General features: G+C 39.1%; 20 protein-coding genes and 3 tRNA genes. 13 read left to right on the top strand and 10 right to left on the bottom strand.

The annotated features are described in order from the left end of the window. Window positions 1-51: 51 nt before the first annotated feature. Together mnmA and AB7E53_RS08030 are read right to left on the bottom strand one after the other, a co-directional pair. On the bottom strand, window positions 52-1,128 hold the full coding sequence (gene mnmA / locus AB7E53_RS08035) for a tRNA 2-thiouridine(34) synthase MnmA (RefSeq protein WP_179399575.1): 1,077 nt from the start codon (window positions 1,126-1,128) through the stop codon (window positions 52-54). 109 nt (window positions 1,129-1,237) lie between these two features. Beyond that, window positions 1,238-2,341 (bottom strand): acyltransferase family protein, encoded by a 1,104-nt coding sequence (locus AB7E53_RS08030; protein WP_446775102.1) that lies wholly within the window; start codon window positions 2,339-2,341, stop codon window positions 1,238-1,240. Between the two features lie 204 nt (window positions 2,342-2,545). Here AB7E53_RS08030 and porE point away from each other — a divergent pair, with 204 nt between their 5' ends. Both porE and AB7E53_RS08020 read left to right on the top strand, forming a co-directional pair. Then, window positions 2,546-4,522, top strand: a complete 1,977-nt coding sequence (porE, locus tag AB7E53_RS08025; protein WP_446775100.1) for a PorE family type IX secretion system protein — start codon at window positions 2,546-2,548, stop codon at window positions 4,520-4,522. Between the two features lie 158 nt (window positions 4,523-4,680). Beyond that, a complete protein-coding gene (locus AB7E53_RS08020; protein WP_446775098.1) occupies window positions 4,681-5,943 on the top strand; it encodes an NAD(P)/FAD-dependent oxidoreductase in 1,263 nt (420 codons plus the stop codon). 57 nt (window positions 5,944-6,000) lie between these two features. Here AB7E53_RS08020 and pfkA read toward each other — a convergent pair whose 3' ends face one another. The 4 genes from pfkA to porQ form a co-directional block, all read right to left on the bottom strand. Beyond that, entirely contained in the window at window positions 6,001-6,981 is a 981-nt protein-coding gene (pfkA, locus tag AB7E53_RS08015; protein ID WP_068183000.1) for a 6-phosphofructokinase, read from the bottom strand. Between the two features lie 99 nt (window positions 6,982-7,080). Next, the gene (locus AB7E53_RS08010; RefSeq protein WP_079683703.1) at window positions 7,081-7,947 is read right to left on the bottom strand and encodes a 4-hydroxy-3-methylbut-2-enyl diphosphate reductase; all 867 of its coding nucleotides are present in this window, start codon (window positions 7,945-7,947) and stop codon (window positions 7,081-7,083) included. Window positions 7,948-7,953: 6 nt separating this feature from the next. Further along, window positions 7,954-8,646, bottom strand: a complete 693-nt coding sequence (cmk, locus tag AB7E53_RS08005; protein WP_079683702.1) for a (d)CMP kinase — start codon at window positions 8,644-8,646, stop codon at window positions 7,954-7,956. Window positions 8,647-8,774: 128 nt separating this feature from the next. Further along, a complete protein-coding gene (porQ, locus tag AB7E53_RS08000; RefSeq protein ID WP_079683701.1) occupies window positions 8,775-9,767 on the bottom strand; it encodes a type IX secretion system protein PorQ in 993 nt (330 codons plus the stop codon). Window positions 9,768-10,022: 255 nt separating this feature from the next. On the opposite strand from porQ, the gene AB7E53_RS07995 reads away from it, so the two are divergent. The 8 genes from AB7E53_RS07995 (at window position 10,023) to AB7E53_RS07960 (ending at window position 15,193) form a co-directional block, all read left to right on the top strand. Then, window positions 10,023-10,712, top strand: a complete 690-nt coding sequence (locus tag AB7E53_RS07995; RefSeq protein WP_179399582.1) for an energy transducer TonB — start codon at window positions 10,023-10,025, stop codon at window positions 10,710-10,712. A 70-nt stretch (window positions 10,713-10,782) separates the two neighbouring features. After that, entirely contained in the window at window positions 10,783-11,757 is a 975-nt protein-coding gene (locus AB7E53_RS07990) for a polyprenyl synthetase family protein (RefSeq protein ID WP_446775096.1), read from the top strand. Continuing rightward, entirely contained in the window at window positions 11,754-12,533 is a 780-nt protein-coding gene (locus AB7E53_RS07985; RefSeq protein WP_446775094.1) for a TatD family hydrolase, read from the top strand. Before AB7E53_RS07990 ends, AB7E53_RS07985 begins: the two co-directional genes overlap by 4 nt. A gap of 158 nt (window positions 12,534-12,691) precedes the next feature. Continuing rightward, window positions 12,692-12,779, top strand: a tRNA-Ser gene (locus AB7E53_RS07980). A 75-nt stretch (window positions 12,780-12,854) separates the two neighbouring features. Continuing rightward, entirely contained in the window at window positions 12,855-13,622 is a 768-nt protein-coding gene (locus tag AB7E53_RS07975) for a MotA/TolQ/ExbB proton channel family protein (RefSeq protein ID WP_446775092.1), read from the top strand. A gap of 7 nt (window positions 13,623-13,629) precedes the next feature. After that, a complete protein-coding gene (locus AB7E53_RS07970) occupies window positions 13,630-14,100 on the top strand; it encodes a hypothetical protein (RefSeq protein ID WP_179399586.1) in 471 nt (156 codons plus the stop codon). Window positions 14,101-14,135: 35 nt separating this feature from the next. Next, a complete protein-coding gene (locus tag AB7E53_RS07965; protein WP_179399587.1) occupies window positions 14,136-14,726 on the top strand; it encodes a biopolymer transporter ExbD in 591 nt (196 codons plus the stop codon). Then, a complete protein-coding gene (locus AB7E53_RS07960) occupies window positions 14,726-15,193 on the top strand; it encodes an ExbD/TolR family protein (protein WP_179399588.1) in 468 nt (155 codons plus the stop codon). The genes AB7E53_RS07965 and AB7E53_RS07960 overlap by 1 nt, the downstream gene beginning before the upstream one ends. Before the next feature lie 56 nt (window positions 15,194-15,249). Here the strand turns inward: AB7E53_RS07960 and AB7E53_RS07955 are convergent, their stop codons facing one another. Beyond that, window positions 15,250-15,795, bottom strand: a complete 546-nt coding sequence (locus AB7E53_RS07955; RefSeq protein ID WP_446775090.1) for a GNAT family N-acetyltransferase — start codon at window positions 15,793-15,795, stop codon at window positions 15,250-15,252. Window positions 15,796-15,937: 142 nt separating this feature from the next. On the opposite strand from AB7E53_RS07955, the gene AB7E53_RS07950 reads away from it, so the two are divergent. Next, window positions 15,938-16,411 (top strand): Lrp/AsnC family transcriptional regulator, encoded by a 474-nt coding sequence (locus AB7E53_RS07950; protein ID WP_068182788.1) that lies wholly within the window; start codon window positions 15,938-15,940, stop codon window positions 16,409-16,411. A 65-nt stretch (window positions 16,412-16,476) separates the two neighbouring features. Here the strand turns inward: AB7E53_RS07950 and asnS are convergent, their stop codons facing one another. The 3 genes from asnS to purB all read right to left on the bottom strand — a co-directional run bounded on the left by asnS (window position 16,477) and on the right by purB (window position 20,978). After that, a complete protein-coding gene (asnS, locus tag AB7E53_RS07945) occupies window positions 16,477-17,883 on the bottom strand; it encodes an asparagine--tRNA ligase (RefSeq protein ID WP_079683694.1) in 1,407 nt (468 codons plus the stop codon). Between the two features lie 70 nt (window positions 17,884-17,953). Next, window positions 17,954-19,576 (bottom strand): pseudouridine synthase, encoded by a 1,623-nt coding sequence (locus AB7E53_RS07940; protein ID WP_350456193.1) that lies wholly within the window; start codon window positions 19,574-19,576, stop codon window positions 17,954-17,956. A gap of 58 nt (window positions 19,577-19,634) precedes the next feature. Then, complete coding sequence (gene purB, locus AB7E53_RS07935) at window positions 19,635-20,978, bottom strand: adenylosuccinate lyase (protein WP_446775088.1); 1,344 nt, start codon at window positions 20,976-20,978, stop codon at window positions 19,635-19,637. A gap of 166 nt (window positions 20,979-21,144) precedes the next feature. On the opposite strand from purB, the gene AB7E53_RS07930 reads away from it, so the two are divergent. Beyond that, window positions 21,145-21,219: transfer RNA gene (locus tag AB7E53_RS07930), tRNA-Val, on the top strand. Between the two features lie 24 nt (window positions 21,220-21,243). After that, a tRNA-Val gene (locus AB7E53_RS07925) sits at window positions 21,244-21,318 on the top strand. Window positions 21,319-21,510: the final 192 nt, after the last annotated feature.

Genomic DNA, 21,510 nt, shown 5'->3' with positions numbered 1-21,510 from the left:
AAGGCTGTCCTGAATAGGACAGCCTTTTTTTATGTGTATGATTAAACAGGATTAAACCTGATCGTCTATTATCATCCCGCTTCCCAAACAAAGGTGGCTCTCTTTATCATAAACGACACTGAACTGTCCGGGAGCTATTCCCTGGATCTTCTCGTCGGACTCAATCCGGTAAAGATCGCCTATTCTGCGGATTCGTCCATGCGTAAATTCTGGAGTATGACGAATTTTGAATGTAATTTCTCTTTCATCATCAAATTCTCCCCACGGATCTTCAGTGATAAAATTGAATCCCTGAAGATTAATAGTTTTGCCAAATTGTGTTTCAACACCATAGCCATTGGAAACATATATAATATTTCGTCTGATATCTTTTTTGATTACAAACCAGGGACCGCCACTCAAACCAAGACCTTTGCGTTGTCCGATGGTATGAAACCAATAACCATTGTGCTTACCCAAAATCTTACCGGTCTCCAATTCTATTATCTTACCCGTGCGTTTACCCAGATAACGTTCGATAAAATCATTGTAGTTGATCTTTCCAAGAAAACAGATTCCCTGACTATCCTTCCGTTTTGCACTTGGAAGTCCTTGTTTTTCTGCAATATCGCGAACTTCCGACTTAAGCAGATTCCCTATTGGGAACATAAGCTTTGATATTTGCAAATAATCCACTTGAGCCAAAAAATCAGTCTGATCCTTAAATTTATCTTTAGCCGTTGACAGATAAACCTTACCGTTTAACTCGGTAGTAGTTGCGTAATGTCCGGTAGCCGTTTTATCAAATTCTTTCCCCCATTTTTGTTCGAAACAACCAAACTTAATAAGCTTATTACACATCATGTCAGGATTCGGGGTAAGACCTCTTTTTACAGCATCAATCGTATAACTTACAACATTCTCCCAATATTCTTCATGAAGTGACACCACCTCCATCTTACATCCATACTTCCGGGCAATATAAGTCGTTATTTCAATATCCTCTTCAGCCGGACAATCAATGTAACCATCTTTATCCTCCATACCAATCCGGATGTAAAAAATAGTAGGATCATACCCAGCCTCTTTCAGCTGATGAACCACGACCGAACTATCTACTCCTCCCGAAACCAATGCTGCAATATTCATATACTTTTTCCTTTCCGTAAACGGATTATCCGTTTTTACATTATAACAGGGTGCAAAGTTACAAAATTTATTGCGTATCTAATCGCGAAGAGTATCCGTTGACATCCGTTTACACTTTCAAAAATATTTTCTTCTTGTATAGAAAGTAAAGGAAGCCCCAACAAACCGCTATGTAACCGATAGAAGATACCAGAAAAGCCAGATTTTCAGGTAAGAATTTTATAATTCCTCCCAAGAAGAACTTAGAGATCCCATCAAAATTAATAATCCTCTGAGCCAGATAAATAGTAATGGAATTTAATCCTATCACGGTAAAGAACAAGGTCCATTTACGATATTTCCAAACATCGATGATCATATAGAAAATGGCGAACAAGATCATTGATAATCCTCCTACATAGCATGTGAACGAGCTTGTCCAGAGATTCTTATTTATTGGAAAAAGAACGTCCCACGCTTTGCCTATAATACACAAAAAGAATCCTGCCAAAAGTAACCACCCCACTTTCTTCATAGGAGTAAGTTTTTCGGCCGAACTTTTAACCAATTCTCCCGCAAACATACCGAGCATTGCTGAGACAATAGCCGGGAAAGTAGACATAAATCCTTCGGGATCGTGAATAGTGAGATGGAGACGACCCGGAACAACTATTCTGTCTATATAACCTACAATTGAGCCCTCCATACTAAACGGATCTGCACCTCCTGCTTCGGGCGAAGGAACAAAGGCCAGAAGAAGCCAATAGCCAATAAGAATAAAAGCACAAATAAAACCGCGTCCCAATCTGTTTACGTTCATAAAAATCAGGGCCGCAACCATCCAGGCAATACCAATTCGGGCTAACACACTGGCAAACCTTATTTCGCCGATGGCCAGTTGCAAAGCGCCATTATATACAATACCTAAAAGGACTAATATAAAACCCCTCTTCAGAATACGTAAATAAATTGTTTTTCTGGGAATCCCTTTCGCTTGCTGATTAGACAATGAGTAGGGAAATGAAATTCCGGCAATAAATAGAAAAAGTGGAAAAATCATGTCGTAGAATGTAAAACCAGACCAGGCAGTGTGCTCCATCTGTCTTGCAATCGCCTCACCAATTGAAGCAGGCAAAAATTTACTTAAAGCGACAAAAAAGGAACTTCCACCCATAATAAATAACATATCGAAGCCTCTCAAGGCATCCAGAGACTGTAATCTTTGTTGTTCCATAGCATTTTAGATTAAATGAAATATAAAACACAAATATATACTATAAAGGAAAATACAACATCATAAACGTTAATATACTTAATAAAGTTGATTCAATAATTGAGTCATCCCGCTCTAAGCATTACTTTTTTATTGAATCGGACAAACAAGCATAATAAATATAAAAAAAATCAGTTACTTTGTTATAATCATGCATTACGTGTTATGAAGTATTGTTTTTTGTCTTATTTATGGCTTCTACTTGCAGCCTTAGTTCTCTTCTCCTGTAAATCGGCTAAGCTGAGTGATGCAGAAGAAAAACATCGTATTGGCGAATATTATGAAGCAGCAGCCATATACCGTAAAGTATACACAAAAACAAAACCTCAAAATCGGGATCTAAGAGGATATATCGCTTTCCGAATGGCGGAGTGCAACCGGATAATAAACAACACACCGCGAGCATCAAGTGCATATATGAATGCAATACGCTACAACTACCCAGACAGTATAGCTATACTCAGATTGGCCCAAATGCTTCATAAAACAGGTAAATATGGGGATGCTATCAAGCAATACGAAGCATTCTTAAAATTAAATCCGCAAAATAAATTAGCACTGAACGGAATCAATGGATGCCTGCTTGCTCCTGAATGGAAAAAAACACCTACCCGATATACTGTAAAAAAGATGGATAAATTCAACTCCCGGCGGAGTGAATTCAGTCCCATGCTTTACGGCAGCAATTTTGACCAACTCTATTTCGCATCTTCCAGAACAAAAGATAAAGAGAGCAAGATCAGCGCTATAACCGGACTTGGGAATAACAATTTCTATCTGGCAAAAAAAAATGAGAAAGGCGAGTGGCTTGCTCCCGAAGAGATCGAGGATGAAGTTAATACAGAGTTTGATGAAGGAACACCCTCATTCAGCGCTGATGGAAGATCCATGTATTATACGTATTGTTCGCAAGATCCTGAATCTTCCAGAACAGCCGAAATCTATGTTTCTTCACGTAGTAATGCCAAATGGGGAAAGGGCGTAAAAGTTCAATTATTGAAAGATTCGGTCACAACCCTTGCCCATCCTTCCATTTCACCAGATGGGAAATATCTTTTTTTTGTATCTGATGCCATGGGGGGCTATGGAGGTAAAGATATATACAGGGCACGTGCCATAGGGAATGATTTTGGACCGATAGAAAACCTGGGTCCTCAGATCAATACAGAAGGTGATGAGGTATTTCCATATGTAAGAGATTCCGTTACACTCTATTTTGCTTCAGACGGACATCCGGGCATGGGAGGCTTAGATTTATATAAGGCAACCCGAACTCCTGATGGAAAATGGGAGATTGAGAATATGCAGACTCCTATAAACTCTGCAGCGGACGACTTCGGAATAACCTTTGCCGGCAAAAAAGAGACGGGTTTTTTCAGTTCCAACAGAAACGATGCCAGAGGAAATGATCATCTCTTCTCATTCGATCTTCCCTCAATAACAGTACAAATTGAAGGTATCGTATCTGATGCGGATGAATATCCCATAGAAGACGCTGTTATACGGATTGTTGGCAAAGACGGATTAAATGAAAAAGTAATGGCCAAGAAAGATGGCTCTTATAAAGTAGAGTTAAAACGTAATAATTCGTATGTTATGATGGCTAGCGCCAGAGGCTATCTTAATCAGAATTTCGAACTGGTGACTTCTGCGGAAGAAAAAAACGAAACCTACATAGTAGACTTCTTCCTCTCCCCCATATCCAAACCTGTTTTAATTGAAAATATCTTCTATGATTTTGACAAAGCCAGCTTACGGCCAGACTCAAAAACGGCGCTCAATGAGTTAATAAAAATGTTGAATGATAACCCGAATATAACGATTGAACTCGCAGCCCATACAGACCGGAAAGGGAGTATCGAGTACAACGAGTCGCTGGCTCAGCGCAGAGCCCAGTCGGTGGTAGATTACCTGATAGCCGGAGGCATAGAAAAGGAGAGACTTGAAGCTAAAGGATACGGAAAAAATATGCCTAAGGAAATTAATAAAAAAATGGCACGAAGTTTCGACTTTCTGAAAGAGGGGGACAAACTAACAGAAGAATTTATTCTGAATCTGCCACCCGAACAACAAGATATCGCTGATCAGATTAACCGTCGTACCGAATTTAAAGTCTTAAGAACGAATTACAAATTATATTAAAGCTACGATCCAGGCTTTTTCCTTGCGATTTTAAAACAATTCTTTCGATTATAGGTTTTATCCATATGGTTTAAGAATGAATTTAAAGGAGTACTTGGCATTTTTTCTTCACAGCAGACTCCATATATTCAATAAACATGAATGAAAAGTTTACTGCTATGGATACAAAGAAAAAGATTGTTATTGTAGGAAGCGGGTTTGCAGGCATCAGGCTAGTAAATGAATTAGATGAAAAATTGTTTGAAATCACGCTTTTAGACAAGCTGAACAACCATCAGTTCCAACCTCTGCTTTATCAGGTTGCCACAGCTCAGATAGACCCTTCCAGCATTTCTTTCCCTCTTAGAAGCGTATTTAAAAAGAAAAAGAATATTCATATAAGAATTGCAGAAGTAAGCAAAGTAGACAGGGAACAGAAAGAAGTGATCACAAATATTGGAAACTTCGCCTATGATTATTTGGTAATCGGAACTGGGTGTAAATCAAATTTCTTTGGCAATACTCAGATTGAGAATCATTCGCTCACGCTAAAATCAACCTCTGATGCGATTGCGATACGAAATCATATTTTACTCACATTCGAACGCATCATTTCGGCTTCAGAGCAGGAAAAGGAGAGATTACTGAATATACTTATTGTTGGAGCAGGACCAACCGGAGTGGAACTTGCCGGCGCCTTTGCTGAAATCAAGAATACCGTTTTACCGAAAGACTATCCGGATATTGATTTCAAAAAATTGAAAATTATACTTGTAGAAGGAAGTCAGAATACCCTGAACAATATGAGTGACACGGCCAAGAATGCCTCCCAAAAATATCTTCAGGAGATGGGAGTGGTTGTGAGAACCGGATTGCATATGACTAGTTATGACGGAGAAATTGCAGTATTTAATAACGGAGAAGAGATAAAAACAGGAACAGTAATATGGGCAGCGGGTATCACGGGTAATACAATAGAAGGATTACCAGACAATACAATCGTACGAGGAAATAGAATTCATGTTGACCGTTACAACAGGGTATTAAATTGTATCGACGTATTTGCCATTGGAGATATCGCCTATATGGAAACGTCAAAATATCCCAATGGACATCCGCAACTTGCCAATGTAGCCATTAATCAAGCTATACGTCTGGCAAAAAATCTAAAAGCCATAGAGCAGAACAAGGACCTTATTGAGTTTGAATATAAAGACTTGGGTTCAATGGCAACTATCGGGAATCATAAAGCGGTAGTAGATTTACCATTCATTAAATTTGAGGGGTATTTTGCATGGATTGTCTGGATGTTTTTACATCTGATGCTGATACTCACAATTAAAAATAAATTGATAATTTTCTTAAACTGGGCATGGAGGTATTTTACAAAAGATAATTCATTACGATTGATACTTCCTCCGGTAAATAACAATAAACTTTAAAAAAGACACCCTCTTCGGCCAAGACCAAAGAGGGTGTCTTTTTATAGTATCATGCTGTTATAGAGACAGAATCCGAACTGCATCAAGCAAATCGCGATTGATAGGTTTGTCGTTTTTGATAGCCTTGGAGAAAGGTACATATACAATCTGATCGTTTTGAATACCGATCATAACATTTCGCTGGTCGTCTAACAACGCATCAATCGCAGCAATACCCATACGGCTGGCCAGGATACGATCCTGTGCTGTTGGAGAACCTCCTCGTTGTAAATGGCCAAGAATGGTTACACGAACATCAAAAGAAGGATATTCCCTTTTTACACGTTCGGCAACACCCATAGCACCTCCGGTTACTTCGCTTTCGGCAACCAAAACGATGCTACTGTTTTTAGATTTACGAAAACCGCTTTCAATGGTTTCAGCCAATTGATCCTTTTCCATAGCAATTTCCGGAATAATAGCAGCTTCAGCTCCTGCGGCAACTGCACCATTTAATGCAAGGAATCCGGCATCGCGACCCATAACCTCAATAAAAAACAACCGATCGTGCGAAGTTGCGGTGTCTCTGATTTTGTCGACACACTCCATAATTGTATTTAAAGCTGTGTCGTAACCAATCGTTACATCCGTACCAAATAAATCATTATCAATTGTACCTGGCAAACCTACGATAGGATAATTGAATTCCTGTGCAAAAATCCTTGCGCCGGTAAGGGTTCCGTCACCACCAATTACAACCAGCGCATCAATTCCCTCTTCCTTTAATTTATCATAAGCTTGTTTACGACCTTCAGGGGTCCTGAATTCCTGGCAACGAGCCGTCTTCAGAATTGTGCCACCCCGTTGGATTATATTGCTTACATTTTGAGTTTTAAACTGTTCAATTTCGCCTGTAATCAATCCTTTGTATCCGCGGTAAATTCCTTTAACTTCAATATCGTTATATATTGCACAACGAGTTACTGCGCGTACCGCAGCATTCATACCCGGGGCATCACCACCGGAAGTTAAAATACCAATACATTTGATAGTTGTCATATCCATAGAATATTTTAATTCGCTGCAAAAGTAAGAATAAAATAATAATAGCGAGAATTTTGTTAGCTTTCTTCACAAATCTGAAAACATTTTATCACTTCACGGATTCATCGACTTTATTTTACCTGCAACTTCTTCCATAAGCCATTTAGGCGTGGATGTGGCCCCGCAGACCCCCACACTCTTTACCCAAGCAGGCAGCGGTTCTGTAATCTCTGCAGCTTCTGATATAAAAATGGTATTTGGGTTGGCCTTCCGGCATTCTTCAAACAATACCTTTCCATTCGAGCTCTTTTTACCTGCAACGAAATAAATAAAATCATGTTTCGGAGCAAAAACTTTTATATTTGGAATACGATTGGTAACCTGCCGGCATATCGTATCAAAATACTCAAATTTCACATCATCAGCAATTCGCTCCTTAATAAAAGCAATAATATCCTGAAACCCTTGTAGTGGTTTAGTGGTTTGAGAAAATAAAACTATTCCTTTTGTAAAGTCGAGCTGTTCCAAATCCTCCACCTTTTCTACAACAATGGCTGTACCATCGGTTTGTCCAACCAGGCCATTTACCTCGGCGTGTCCTTTCTTGCCGTAAATTACAAGCTGTACATCCTCAGAGCGGGTCTCCATATACCGCTTATGTATTTTACGCTGTAACTGCAACACTACCGGACACGTTGCATCAACAATCGTAATATCGTTTTCCTTCGCTATCTGATAAGTGGAAGGCGGTTCCCCGTGTGCCCGAAGCAGCACTTTCTTCCCTTTAAGCGAGGTGAGATCTGCATGCTCAATTGTTTCTAAACCCTGATGCTGCAGGCGTTCTACCTCCTGACTGTTATGAACGATGTCTCCCAGTACATATAACTTGTCTGTCGACGACAGCTCACGCTCGGCACTTCCTATCGCGTTTACCACACCAAAACAAAAGCCCGATCCATTATCTATTTCTACTTCTATCATATTGCTTTATTCTCTTGTTACTCTGTTAAATTGAACAAGTAACCACGCCTTTTGTTCAGCGATAGACAAATGAGAATTATCAAGTTCCAGTGCGTCTTCAGCTCTGCACAATGGACTTTCAGCTCTCGTTGTATCTATAAGATCTCTTTTTTTCACATTTGCAAGCACATCTTCAAATATAGCAGGCTCTCCCTTCGCCATCATTTCGTCGTACCGTCTTTGAGCCCTCACCTCTGGTGATGCAGTAACAAAAATCTTAAGTTCAGCATTAGGGAATACCACGGTCCCGATATCGCGTCCATCCATGACAACTCCTTTTTGCTGTCCCATTTCCTGTTGCTTCTCAACCATAGCCTGCCTAACAAAGCCTATGGCTGCAATGGTACTTACATGATTGGCTACCTCCATTCCTCGTATCTCCTTTTCAACGTTTACTCCGTTAAGGTAGGTATCGGGTTTTCCACTTTCATTATTCATCTGAAATGAAATATGAATTTGATTCATTGCCGACCTTAAGCGGACTTCGTCCACCACCCCATTTTCAATAATTTCATTTTGCAGACAATAAAGAGTCACCGCTCTGTACATGGCTCCGCTATCTATATAAGTATATCCGATCTCTTTTGCCAAATCTTTAGCCATCGTACTTTTCCCACAAGAAGAGTACCCATCTACTGCAATTACAATTTTCTTCTCCATTATGTAATATTCTTTTTTGCGTAATTATTAAAAACATACAGTGCTTAACAGTATCTACTCCGTTAAACAACAGGGTCGTCGGATTCATTACAATAAATCCGACACAAATGTACTATTTTTATGGATTATCAGGGAGCAATATCTCCAAGGAACATAGAAAAACTAAGCATCAAAGAGGTAGCAGACGGATGATAACGGGCAACTGATACACCTACATCGAACCGGTTCACTTTTACTCCGGCCCCCATCGAAAATCCGCCAAGTTTATTACCATTCTGCAATTTCATATCTGCATTTGCTTTAGGATTAAAGCCCACTCCCAACCAAAAATTCTGGGTAGGAATAAAATCAACCCCAAAAACCAGATGCTTTGATAATGTTTTAACAAAGCTATCCTCTACTTTATTGACACCGTCAACAGACGAAAATTTCCATTTATTTAAATACATACCTGTAACTGAAAGCCGGAACGGGGCATGATTCATTTTTTTTGTGAATCCAATTTGCACATCCCAGGGCAAACGCAACCGATCTTCATTATATGCTTTAAGCTGAGCCCCCATATTTTTTAGCGTAAATCCGGCAGAAAACCCCTTATCGGGATTATAATAACTCAGTCCAACATCTACCCCCAAGCCGATTGATGTATATTTTTCTAAAGAAGAGTAAAGAAATTTAAGAGTCACCCCCCCACGCAAAAAATCGGTCAGATCATAAGCATAAAAGCCATTCAAACAAATATCATTGGCTGAAAACCGGCCAATGAGCTCATTACCTACCGACGTTTCATCAAATTGCCCGTAATTTATATAATGAGCACCAAGGGCAATCGTACTTCTTTCAGCAATAGCTTTAACATAAAGAGCACTTGCCACATTGATGTCGGCAATATAATTCATATAATTCAGATTCACCATTTGATCCATTTCGCCTCCCAATAATGCAGGATTATGAAAAATCAACGAAGGATCTGTTTCAATTAATGAAACAGTATGTCCGCCTAAAGCATTTGCTCTTGAAGACGAAGGAAAACGAAGAAAAGTAAAAACCTCTTCTCCCTCTTGAGCATGAAGCGATCCCGCAACAAGAGTAAATAAAAGCATCAGAAGAATATTTCTCATATTTTTTTAAACAAAATGCGGTCAAAGGTACATTTTTCTGAAAAAAAAGTTTTTACTTTACCGCGCAATTCAGGGAAAATACAAATTTCACTAATTAAACGTAAAAAAGTGGTCGTAAGGTATAAATTGGCCAAAATTTTTACGGGTTAATATAAAAAAGACAAAAAGTATCAACTATTTTGTTTTTTAATGATTGTGGTATAAAATAATTTGTATTTTTGCAGTATTGAAAAACACATAAAACATTATAAACGTATGGAAATCAAAAAATCACCGAAAGCAGACCTGGAAAAAGGCAAAATGACATCCCTGCTAATGGGTATGGTTGTTGGCCTTGCTATTCTGTTCGTTGCATTCGAATGGAGTAACAGAGATGTAAAGGTTGCACAAGATCAAGGTGTTGCTGATGTTATTGCAGAGGAGCAGATTGAAATTACTCGTCCGGAAAACACTCCTCCTCCTCCTCCTCCTCCCCCTGCTCCGGTTGTAACCGAAGTATTGAACGTTGTGGAAGATGATGTGGATCTTGAACAACAAGATATTGTAACTTCTGAAGATAACCAGAAAGCAGCTCAGACACAAACCTATGTTGCACCTAAAGTTGTAGAAGAAGAAGAAGAATCTTCACAGCCTATCTTTACTGTTGTAGAAACTATGCCTCAGTTCCCTGGTGGTGACGCTGCATTGCTACAGTTCCTTGCTAAATCTATCAAATATCCGGTTATAGCACAGGAAAACGGTATTCAAGGTCGTGTAATTTGTGCATTCGTTGTAAACAGAGACGGTTCTATCGTAGATGCAGAAGTGCTTCGTGGTGTAGACCCATCTTTGGATAAAGAGGCTCTTCGCGTAATCAACACGATGCCTAAATGGTCTCCTGGAAAGCAAAGAGGAAAACCTGTACGTGTTAAGTATACAGTGCCTATTACTTTCAGACTTCAATAGTACTTTAGTTTTATAAATATAAAAAAGGCTGCGTTCGTTCTGCAGCCTTTTTCATTTCAAATAATCAGTCATGTATTCATTTAAAGAAACACTTAATAGAATAGAAAATGAAGTATCCCAACTTCGTTTTTCCAGACACCCTCAATCCTTATATGCACCGATTGAATATATTCTTGAGATAGGGGGAAAGCGAATCAGGCCGGCACTTACACTTCTTGCCTGCAACCTATTTGACGAAGATGTTGATAAAGCAATACTACCAGCTCTGGGCATCGAGGTATTCCATAACTTCACTTTGCTGCATGACGATCTGATGGATCAGGCTGATAAAAGAAGAAACAGGCCTACCGTACATAAAGTATGGAATGCAAATACGGCAATCTTGTCTGGAGATGCCATGATGATCTATGCATACCAGCTGATTGCCGAAGCACCTTCAAAAAAATTAAGTGAGGTAATAAACTTATTTTCAAAAACGGCTCTCGAAATCTGCGAAGGTCAGCAGCTGGACATGGAATTTGAAACAAGAGACGATGTTACAGTAGCAGAATATATCGAAATGATCCGGCTTAAAACAGCTGTTCTACTTGCTTGCAGCTTAAAACTTGGGGCGATAATCGGAGGAGCTTCAGATAAAGACGCATCTCTTCTTTATGATTTTGGAATTCAAATCGGTCTGGCTTTTCAACTTCAGGATGATCTGCTGGATGTATATGGCAACCCGGAAACATTTGGCAAAAACATAGGGGGTGATATCTTATGTAATAAAAAAACGTTTTTACTAACGAATGCCTATAAACTTGCAAACACGAATCAGTTGGATGAGTTAAACAGATGGATGAACAGCCGGGAATTTATTGCTTCAGAAAAAATTTCAGCCATTACCCAACTATATGATAAGATGGGAATCCGCAAACTCACAGAAGAAAAAATACAGGATTTCTTTGCAAAAGGGATGGAAGCACTTGAATCAATAAGCACAGAATCATCTAAAAAAGTAATTCTAAAAGAGGTTGCCAACAATCTTATGTTTAGAGAGGTATGAATCTGATAGATACCCACAGCCACTTATATGCTGAAGAGTTTGATGAAAACAGAGATCTTTTGATTCATGAAGCTAAAGAATCCGGGATAGATAAGATATTACTTCCCAATATCGATTCGACATCAATTGATCGCATGTTTTCTCTCTGCGACGCTTATCCCGGCTTTGTATTTCCTATGATGGGGCTTCATCCAACAAGTGTTGATTGCAACTTTGAAAAAGAATTGGAACAAATTCAGTCTTTATTAGAGATAAGAGAATACTGTGCGATTGGAGAAATAGGAATAGATCTCTACTGGGATAAAACCTACCTGAAAGAACAAGAAATTGTTTTTGAGGAGCAGCTGCGTTGGGCTGTAAAAATGAATTTACCGGTAGCGATACATACAAGAGAAGCATTTCCCGAAGTTTTACAATGTATTCACAATGTTGGTAACGACAAGCTGAGCGGGGTATTTCACAGCTTCACCGGAAATGAAAAAGAGTTAGACGCCGTTCTGGAGTTAAATAACTTTAAAATTGGCATCAATGGAGTGGTAACCTATAAAAATTCCACATTACGGGAAGTCTTAAAAAGAACCTCTATAGATAAAATTGTATTAGAAACAGATGCACCCTATTTGCCTCCGGTACCCTACAGAGGAAAAACCAATCTTCCAATATACATTTGGAAGACAGCCGAAAAAATTGCAGAGATTTTTGGATTAAGTGTTAAAGAAACTGTAGAAATTACCAGAAACAACACATTGGAATTATTTAAAATAGTTAATAAATAATGGCTCTGATTTATTTTGAGGGCTTATTTAAAATTATTGCCCTCAATGTTGTTGATATATCAAGCAAAAACTTTAGATTTGTGCGCTCATTCATTTGCAGATGAGATTTTTTTTGTAATTTGCGCTCGTTTTGAGGATAGGGAGCTTGCGTTTGTATTGGAGAGATGCTCGAGTGGTTGAAGAGGCACGCCTGGAAAGCGTGTATACGCCTAAAGCGTATCGCGGGTTCGAATCCCGCTCTCTCCGCATAATATCATGAATTATTAAAAACAAAAACAAAAATAAATAAGAGAATTATTAATCTTAAAAATTAAACACACAATGAAGAAGTTATTTGCAATTATCGCATTCTTGGGTTTATTTACCCTGGGTATCTCTAATGCAGCAATGGCGCAGGATGAAGCTGCTCCTCAGACTGAACAAGCTGCTGACCAGTCAGCTGTTGAAGGTGGTATCCACAAGGCTTTAAAAACAAAATTTATTGAAGGTGGTGCCGACTTTATGAGCTTGGTTGCTATCGCTCTTATCTTTGGTTTGGCTTTTAGCTTGGAAAGAATTATCTATCTTAGTTTAGCTGATACAAACCCTTCAAAATTACTTAAGAAAATCGAAGAAGCTCTTGACAAAGGTGATGTAGAAGGTGCAAAAACAATTGCTCGTGAAACAAGAGGACCTATTGCGTCTATTGCTTATCAAGGATTAATGAGAATCGACCAAGGTGTTGATATCGTTGAAAAGTCAATCATTTCATACGGTGGTGTACAAGGTGGTTTGCTTGAAAAGAACCTTTCTTGGATTACATTGTTTATTGCTATGGCTCCATCATTAGGTTTCTTGGGTACAGTAGTAGGTATGGTTATGGCTTTCGATAAAATCCAACAAGTAGGTGATATCAGCCCAACGGTTGTAGCAGGTGGTATGAAAGTGGCTTTGATCACAACAATCGGTGGTCTTATCGTTGCTTTGATTCTTCAGGTATTCTACAACTATTTGTTGAGCAAATTGGAAGGTATTTTGAACAAGATGGAAGATGCATCAATCACTTTGATTGACCTTGTTATTAAATACAACTTAAAATTCAAAAAATAATTAAACCATGTCAGTTACTAAAATTAGAAAAACATCAAGCTGGACGTTATTAGCTGTATCGCTAATATCCCTTCTTGTTTTGGGGATTTACTATTTTGGTGGGGTTGTAGATCCTGCAGCTGAAATGGTAGAACCTGTATATACAAGCTTGCTTTTAAATTGGATTTATGCAATTTTTGCAGCTACATTGGTAGCTTTAGCAGTATTTGCATTGTGGGACATAGCATCTCTTGTACAACATGATCCAAAATCGGCTATTATGCCTTTAGGAATTTTAGCTGTATCAGCTGCAATTCTTATCATATCTTATTCTATGGGAGACGGAACTCTTCTTAATCTTGTAGGATATGATGGAGAACATAATACTGATTTCTGGTTGAAACTAACAGATATGTGGTTATTTACCACTTATATTTTGATTGCATTAATCTTGGTTTCATTATCTTATTTTTCAATCAAGAAAGTTTTAAGTAGATAAATTAGTAATAAGAATTAATAAACAACAAAAACAGTATGGCTAGAAGAAAAAGAAAAGCTCCATCAATTAACAGCTCTTCATCTGCCGACATCGCTTTCATGTTGCTTATCTTTTTCCTTATTACTACTTCAATGGATACAGACCGTGGTTTGGCAAGACGTTTGCCACCTCCAGTACCCAAAGAACAAAAGGACCAGGATGTTGATATTAAAAAAAGAAATCTGCTTGTAGTACTGATTAACAGTAACAACCAAATTCTTTGCGGCGATCAATACGTCGATATCAAGCAATTGAAAGACCTTGTTAAAGAATTCGTTCAGAATCCTTTTAACGATGAGCATAAACCGGAAAAGGTTGAAGAAGATGTTCCATTCTTTGGAAAAGTAATGATTACTAAGAACCACATCATATCCTTGCAGAATGACCGTGGAACAGAGTATCAAGCATATATCGATGTTCAAAATGAGTTGGCGAGAGCTTATAACGAATTAAGAAATGAGATATCCAAAGAAAAGTTTGGAAAGTTATTTGAAGCTTTGACAGAAGAACAACAAGACGCTGTAATTCAGATTTATCCACAAAAGATATCTGAAGCAGAGCCTAAAAATTATGGAGATAAAAAGTAATGGGAAAGTTTAGTAACGCAGGCGGTCGCGAGATGCCTGAATTGAATACATCATCATTACCTGACTTAGTATTTGCTTTCTTGTTCTTTATCATGATGGTAACATCAATGCGTGAAGTAACTTTGAAAGTGGTATTTAAGGCTCCACAAGCAACTGAGCTTCAAAAGCTGGAAAAAAAGTCATTGGTAACATTTATTTATGTTGGAAAACCCACTCAGGAATTGAGAGGAAAATTAGGTTCTGAAACACGTATTCAGTTAAATGATCAGTTTGCTGAAACATCGGAAATTCAGGATTACATTGCTCAGGAAAAGTCAAGTATGAAAGAAGAGGATGCCCCCTTTATGACAGTGTCTATTAAGGCAGACAAAGAAACAAAAATGGGTGTTATCACAGATGTAAAACAGGCTCTTCGTGAAGCATATGCATTAAAGATCAACTACTCTGCAGGTTTGAAAGTAGACTAAAAGAGAAGTATCATATTATAGAAAAGAGCCGGATTTTAAATCCGGCTCTTTTTTTATTAACTCCATCTATATACATGTTTATATATAGTCTGTTTAATCATTTCGAGATCTATTGACTCATCGTAACCGAAAGTCATAAATGCCATTGGCAACATTGGATCTTGGGGCCTGTATGGGGGTTGCTTATAAGGGAACGAATGGTAATGAAAACCATTTCGTTTATAGAATGAAATCCGGCTGATTTTAATCCTATCCAGAGGAGGTTCAACTTCCAGAACAACCATTCTTTTTAAATTCTGCAGAAACAGCGACAAAGCCTTACCACCATATCCCCCGTTGCGATGCTTTTCGTCAATAGCAAAATGCTCTATATAAACAAATGAGTCAAAATCCCACCAGGTAATAAAACCCACATATTTATTTGAGTGCATTATAAGCTCCAAATTAAATCTTTTTTCAGTACGAAGCAAATAGACCACATCCACAAAATCCCGACGTTCTACAAGCGGAAAAGCATCATTATATGTCAACTCTACCTGCCTTACTATTTCTTCATTAGAATCCGGCAAATACTTACAAACTATAAGACTCGAATCACTCATTCCAGGTTTAATTAATTTTTCAACAACAAAAGATATCAATATAAATTTATTTTCACACAAAATATAAATACTAACAGAAATTTCTTTACTTTTGTATTAAAATGTAAGAAACAGTTTTCAATTCAGACAAATATACAACAATATGGCACATCATCAACTTGACGAACTTGACGAAAAAATATTAAAACTAATTATTGGCAATGCACGTATGCCTTTTTTGGAAGTCGCCAGAGAATGTAATGTATCCGGAGCAGCAATACATCAAAGGATACAGAAGCTCACAAACCTGGGAGTTATAAAAGGGTCTGAATTTATTGTTGACAATACAAAAGTTGGTTACGAGACTTGCGCTTACATGGGACTTTACCTGAAAACACCCGGACAATTCCCATCGGTTACAGAAGCTCTTAAACAAATACCTGAAGTTGTAGAATGTCACTACACTACGGGACAGTATGACTTGTTTATCAAGATATATGCTAAAAACAATCAACATCTGCTAAACATTATTCATAACAAGCTCCAACCGCTGGGTCTGGCTCGTACGGAGACTTTGATATCCTTTAAAGAGGCCTTCAAAAGACAGATCCCTATCGAAATAGATTACGAAGATTAAATTGAAAAGGTCCGGTTATGACAGATAGCCGGACCTTTTTATGTTACACCAGATGTAAGTCTGAATTAAAATTCTGCTGTTTTCGGAGTACGGGGGAAAGGAATTACATCTCTGATATTCGTCATTCCGGTTACGAAAAGCAGTAAACGTTCAAATCCTAATCCAAAGCCAGAGTGAGGAGCAGTTCCGAATCTACGGGTATCCATGTACCACCAGATATCTTTTTCAGGAACTCCCATTTCTTTTGCTCTGCGTGATAATTTTTCGTAATCTTCCTCACGTTGCGATCCACCAATAATCTCTCCGATCTTAGGGAATAAAACATCCATAGCACGTACCGTTTTTCCATCTTCATTCTGTTTCATATAGAATGATTTGATTTCTTTTGGATAATCAGTAAGGATCACCGGCGATTTGAAATGATTCTCTACCAAATAGCGCTCGTGTTCGGCAGCAAGATCGGCTCCCCAATAGATCGGGTATTCGAACTTGTGACCGTTTGCAACAGCCTCTTCCAATATCTTAACACCATCGGTATAGGTCAAACGAACGAAGCTATTCTTCAATACAAACTCCAATCGCTCGATAAGCTCTTTATCGTACATCTTGCTAAGGAATTCAATATCCTCTTTGCAATTGTCTAAAGCCCACTGAATACAATATTTGATGAAGTCTTCGGCCAACTGCATATTCTCTGCAATCTCATTGAAGGCAACTTCAGGCTCGATCATCCAGAACTCGGCAAGGTGTCTGGGTGTATTTGAATTCTCTGCTCTGAAAGTAGGACCAAATGTATAAATTGAACCTAACGACATGGCAGCCAATTCACCCTCAAGCTGACCGGAAACAGTAAGGCTGGTCTGTTTGCCGAAGAAATCATTGTCATAGATAATAGAGCCTTCCTCGTTCTTCTTCAAATCATACAGATTCAGGGTAGTAACCTGAAACATCTGTCCCGCTCCTTCACAATCAGAAGCTGTGATAATCGGGGTATGAAAATAAAAGAATCCTCTGTCATGGAAAAAACGGTGAATAGCAATCGCCATATGGTGACGAATACGAAATATCGCTCCGAAAGTATTTGTACGAGGACGCAAGTGCGCAATTTCTCTTAAAAACTCCAGCGAATGGCCTTTCTTTTGTAAAGGATAAGTTGCAGGATCTGCCGTTCCGTAGATCAGAATTTCTTTTGCATGAATTTCGGCATTTTGTCCTTGTCCCTGCGACTCCACAAGCTCACCATTCACACTGATACATGCACCAGTTGTTATAGGCTTGAGATACTCTTCTCCAAAAAGATCAACATCAACAACAATCTGAACATTATTAATTGTAGATCCATCATTCAAAGCTATAAAACTTACTTGCTTACTTCCTCGGCGGGTGCGTACCCATCCTTTCACGTTAACAGTCGTACCAAAAGCCTCGCTTTTAAGTACATCTACAATTTTTGTTCTAACAATGGTTTCCATTTTCTTCTTTTTTTCTAACGGTAATTAAACAAGATAGCCGATTATATCTCAAACCGGCTATGCCTGTATATTATTCAAATGCACCCATTCGAAGTGCATTCACTTCTCTTTCGTTCAGGTAACGCCATTTTCCGCGGCTTAGGTTTTTCTTGGTGAGACCGGCAAAATAAACACGGTCCAACTTCACCACATGATAACCCAGAGATTCGAAAATACGACGTACAATACGATTACGGCCTGAGTGGATTTCAATACCCACCTGGCTTTTATCATCTTCACTTGCATAGCTTATTGCATCGGCATGGATCTCTCCATCTTCCAATTCAATTCCGTTTGCAATTTTCTCCATATCTTCAATTGAAACATTCTTATCCAACCAAACATGATAAATCTTCTTCTTCTTGAAAGAAGGATGGGTAAGTTTGGATGCCAGGTCTCCATCGTTAGTCAACAACAACACACCAGTTGTGTTTCTATCAAGACGACCTACAGGATAAATACGCTCCTGACAAGCATTCTTAACCAAATCCATAACAGTCAAACGTTCCTGAGGATCATCAGACGTAGTTACGCAGTTCTTTGGTTTGTTAAGCACGATATATACTTTGCTTTCAATCTGAACCTGCTTATCCTGGAACTCCACCTTATCGGCACGTGTAATTTTGGTACCCAACTCGGTTACAACTACATCATTTACCTTTACGGCACCATTTTGAATAAAGTCGTCGGCCTCACGTCTTGAACAAACACCGGCATTAGACAAGAACTTATTCAAACGGATCGGTTCGTTCGGATCTGCCAGCACTTCCTTATACTTAAGCTGCTTCTGGAAGTTATACTTAGCATTCGGATTATAATCGCTAGTACGTCTCTGCTGCGGACGGTTACCATAACCTCCACCGCGATTATTACCATAAGAAGGACGATTACCTCCAAATGAAGGTCTTCCTCCGCCGCGATTATCTCTGTTATCGTACGAATTTACGCGGGTATCACCTACACGAGGTCTTCTTTTCTTTATGCCGTCTGCCGTTGCATCACCCTCTGCTGCCGAAGCCGAATTAGGCACTGGTCTGGACGGTCTGTTGTCGAAATTAGGTCTTGACGGACGGTTAAACGGACGTTGTTCGTTACCATAGCCACGGTCGTTGTTGCCATACGAAGGACGATTACCGTACGACGGACGGTCATTGTTTCCGTAGGATGGACGGTTTCCATACGAACGGTCGCTATTACCATACGACGGACGATCATTGTTTCCGTAAGACGGACGATCGTTATTACCATAAGAGGGGCGTTCATTGTTACCATAAGAAGGACGATTACCATATGAGGGTTTATTATAACCTCCTTCTCTGTTGCCGTAAGACGGGCGATTATTACCATACGAAGGACGCGCATTGCCTCCGTCGCGATCCCCATAAGGACGAGTCGGACGTGACGGACGGTCGTTGTTTCCGTATGAATTCCGGTTTTCTCCATACGACGGACGATTGTCGTAAGATCTGTAACCTCCACGATCATCACGCTCGGGACGATTATAGGGTCTACGTTCATAGTTATTTCCCTCAGGTCTGTTGTAACCCTGATTGTAAGGTCTTCTTTCACCTTCCTGGTCTGTGTTTTCCCGTCTGATACTTGGAATTATCTTTCTCGGACGCGGTTGAGATTCATCTCTTTCTTCTGTGCTCATTTGATATAATTGAATAATAAGTAATTACTAGCAACCTCACGGTTGCCCTTTGTTAACACTAAACTCCTGTATAATTATGCGGCGTTATAGCCTTTAATTCATTCTTTACCTCGTCACTAACATTTAATTCATCTATAAAACTACTAATTGACTGAGCAGTGATACCTTCGTTTGTTCTTGTAAGTGCTTTAAGAGCTTCATAAGGCTTTGGATAACCTTCTCTACGCAAGATGGTCTGAATACCTTCGGCAACCACTGCCCAACAGGCATCAAGATCACGATACAAAGCTTGTTCATTTAATAACAACTTACCGAGGCCTTTTGTTAAACTTTTAAACGCTATTTCTATATGCGCCATCGGAACACCTATATTTCTCAATACAGTAGAGTCTGTAAGGTCACGTTGTAAACGCGAAACCGGCAACTTAACAGACAAATGTTCCAGAATAGCATTAGCCATTCCAAGGTTTCCTTCCGCATTTTCAAAATCGATGGGATTAACCTTATGAGGCATGGCAGACGAGCCCACTTCACCAGCTTTAATCTTCTGTTTGAAATACTCCATGGATATATATTGCCAGAAATCGCGATTCAAGTCGATCAGGATCGTATTAATACGTTTCATCCCGTCAAACACTGCCGAAAGATTATCATAGTTCGATATCTGTGTTGTCCACTCTTCCCTTTGAAGCCCCAGCACCTCTCCTACAAACCGGTTACCGAAGGCGCGCCAGTCTGATGCGGGATAAGCCACATGATGAGCATTAAAGTTTCCGGTTGCACCACCGAACTTGGCAGAAATAGGAACAGATTTCAATAACGCCAGTTGCTGCTCCAGACGGTAAACAAAAACCATGACCTCCTTACCCAAACGGGTTGGAGAAGCAGGCTGACCGTGTGTTTTTGCCAACATTGGTATATCCATCCATTGCGTAGCATATTGTTTAAGCATATCAATCACCTCTTGCAATGAAGGATAATACACCTCATTGAGGGCATCTTTCAGAGACAACGGAACTGATGTATTGTTTATATCCTGGGATGTTAAGCCAAAATGGATAAACTCTTTGCAATCTTCCAAAGACAGCAGATCGAATTTTTCCTTTATAAAATACTCGACAGCCTTTACGTCGTGGTTGGTTACACTCTCGATCTCTTTGATCCGTGCAGCATCTTCCAACGAAAAGCCCGTATAAATCTTTCTCAAATCTTCTTTAAGAGATGGAGATACGGTAGAATTCAATTGGGGTAAGAACTCTGCAAGCGTAATAAAATACTCAATTTCTACCTGCACTCTGTATTTAATAAGTGCGTACTCTGAAAAATAGGCCGCTAAACCCTCGGCTTTGTTTCTGTAGCGTCCATCTACAGGAGAAATAGCTGTCAGTGTTGAAAATTTCATATACATTATTAATATAGAGATGCAAAGGTAATTATTATTGTCGAGAAACCTGTAAAGTTGTATTTTTTTTTAATTTTTTGGCTGAAATGTTTGGAGGAATAAAATAAAGCCGTATCTTTGCACCGTCTTAAAGAGAAAGACACAACAAAAATAAAATTTTGTGAAAGGGCGTTTAGCTCAGCTGGTTCAGAGCATCTGCCTTACAAGCAGAGGGTCGGCGGTTCGAATCCGTCAACGCCCACCTTTCATAAATAAAAAACATTTCGGGCGTTTAGCTCAGCTGGTTCAGAGCATCTGCCTTACAAGCAGAGGGTCGGCGGTTCGAATCCGTCAACGCCCACAGAAGGAGAGTAGTTTTACTCTCCTTTTTTTATTCCCTCCCCCTCAGACAAATCAAAAGAAAATGGATCACGACCAAATTCTGGGTCTAAGCATAAATTTTGCATAATCTGTACAGGAAGAATTTAATGTCCGTTACACCTCTAAACTGTCTTCTGAAGTCTTTTATTTTAGCATTAAAGGATTCCGCAGC

It is taken from the genome of Macellibacteroides sp., from assembly GCF_050251695.1.
GTDB classification, from domain to species: Bacteria; Bacteroidota; Bacteroidia; order Bacteroidales; family Tannerellaceae; genus Macellibacteroides; species Macellibacteroides fermentans.
The sequence above is the reverse complement of the archived record's forward strand: the minus strand, read 5'-3'. Positions and strand labels throughout refer to the sequence as shown.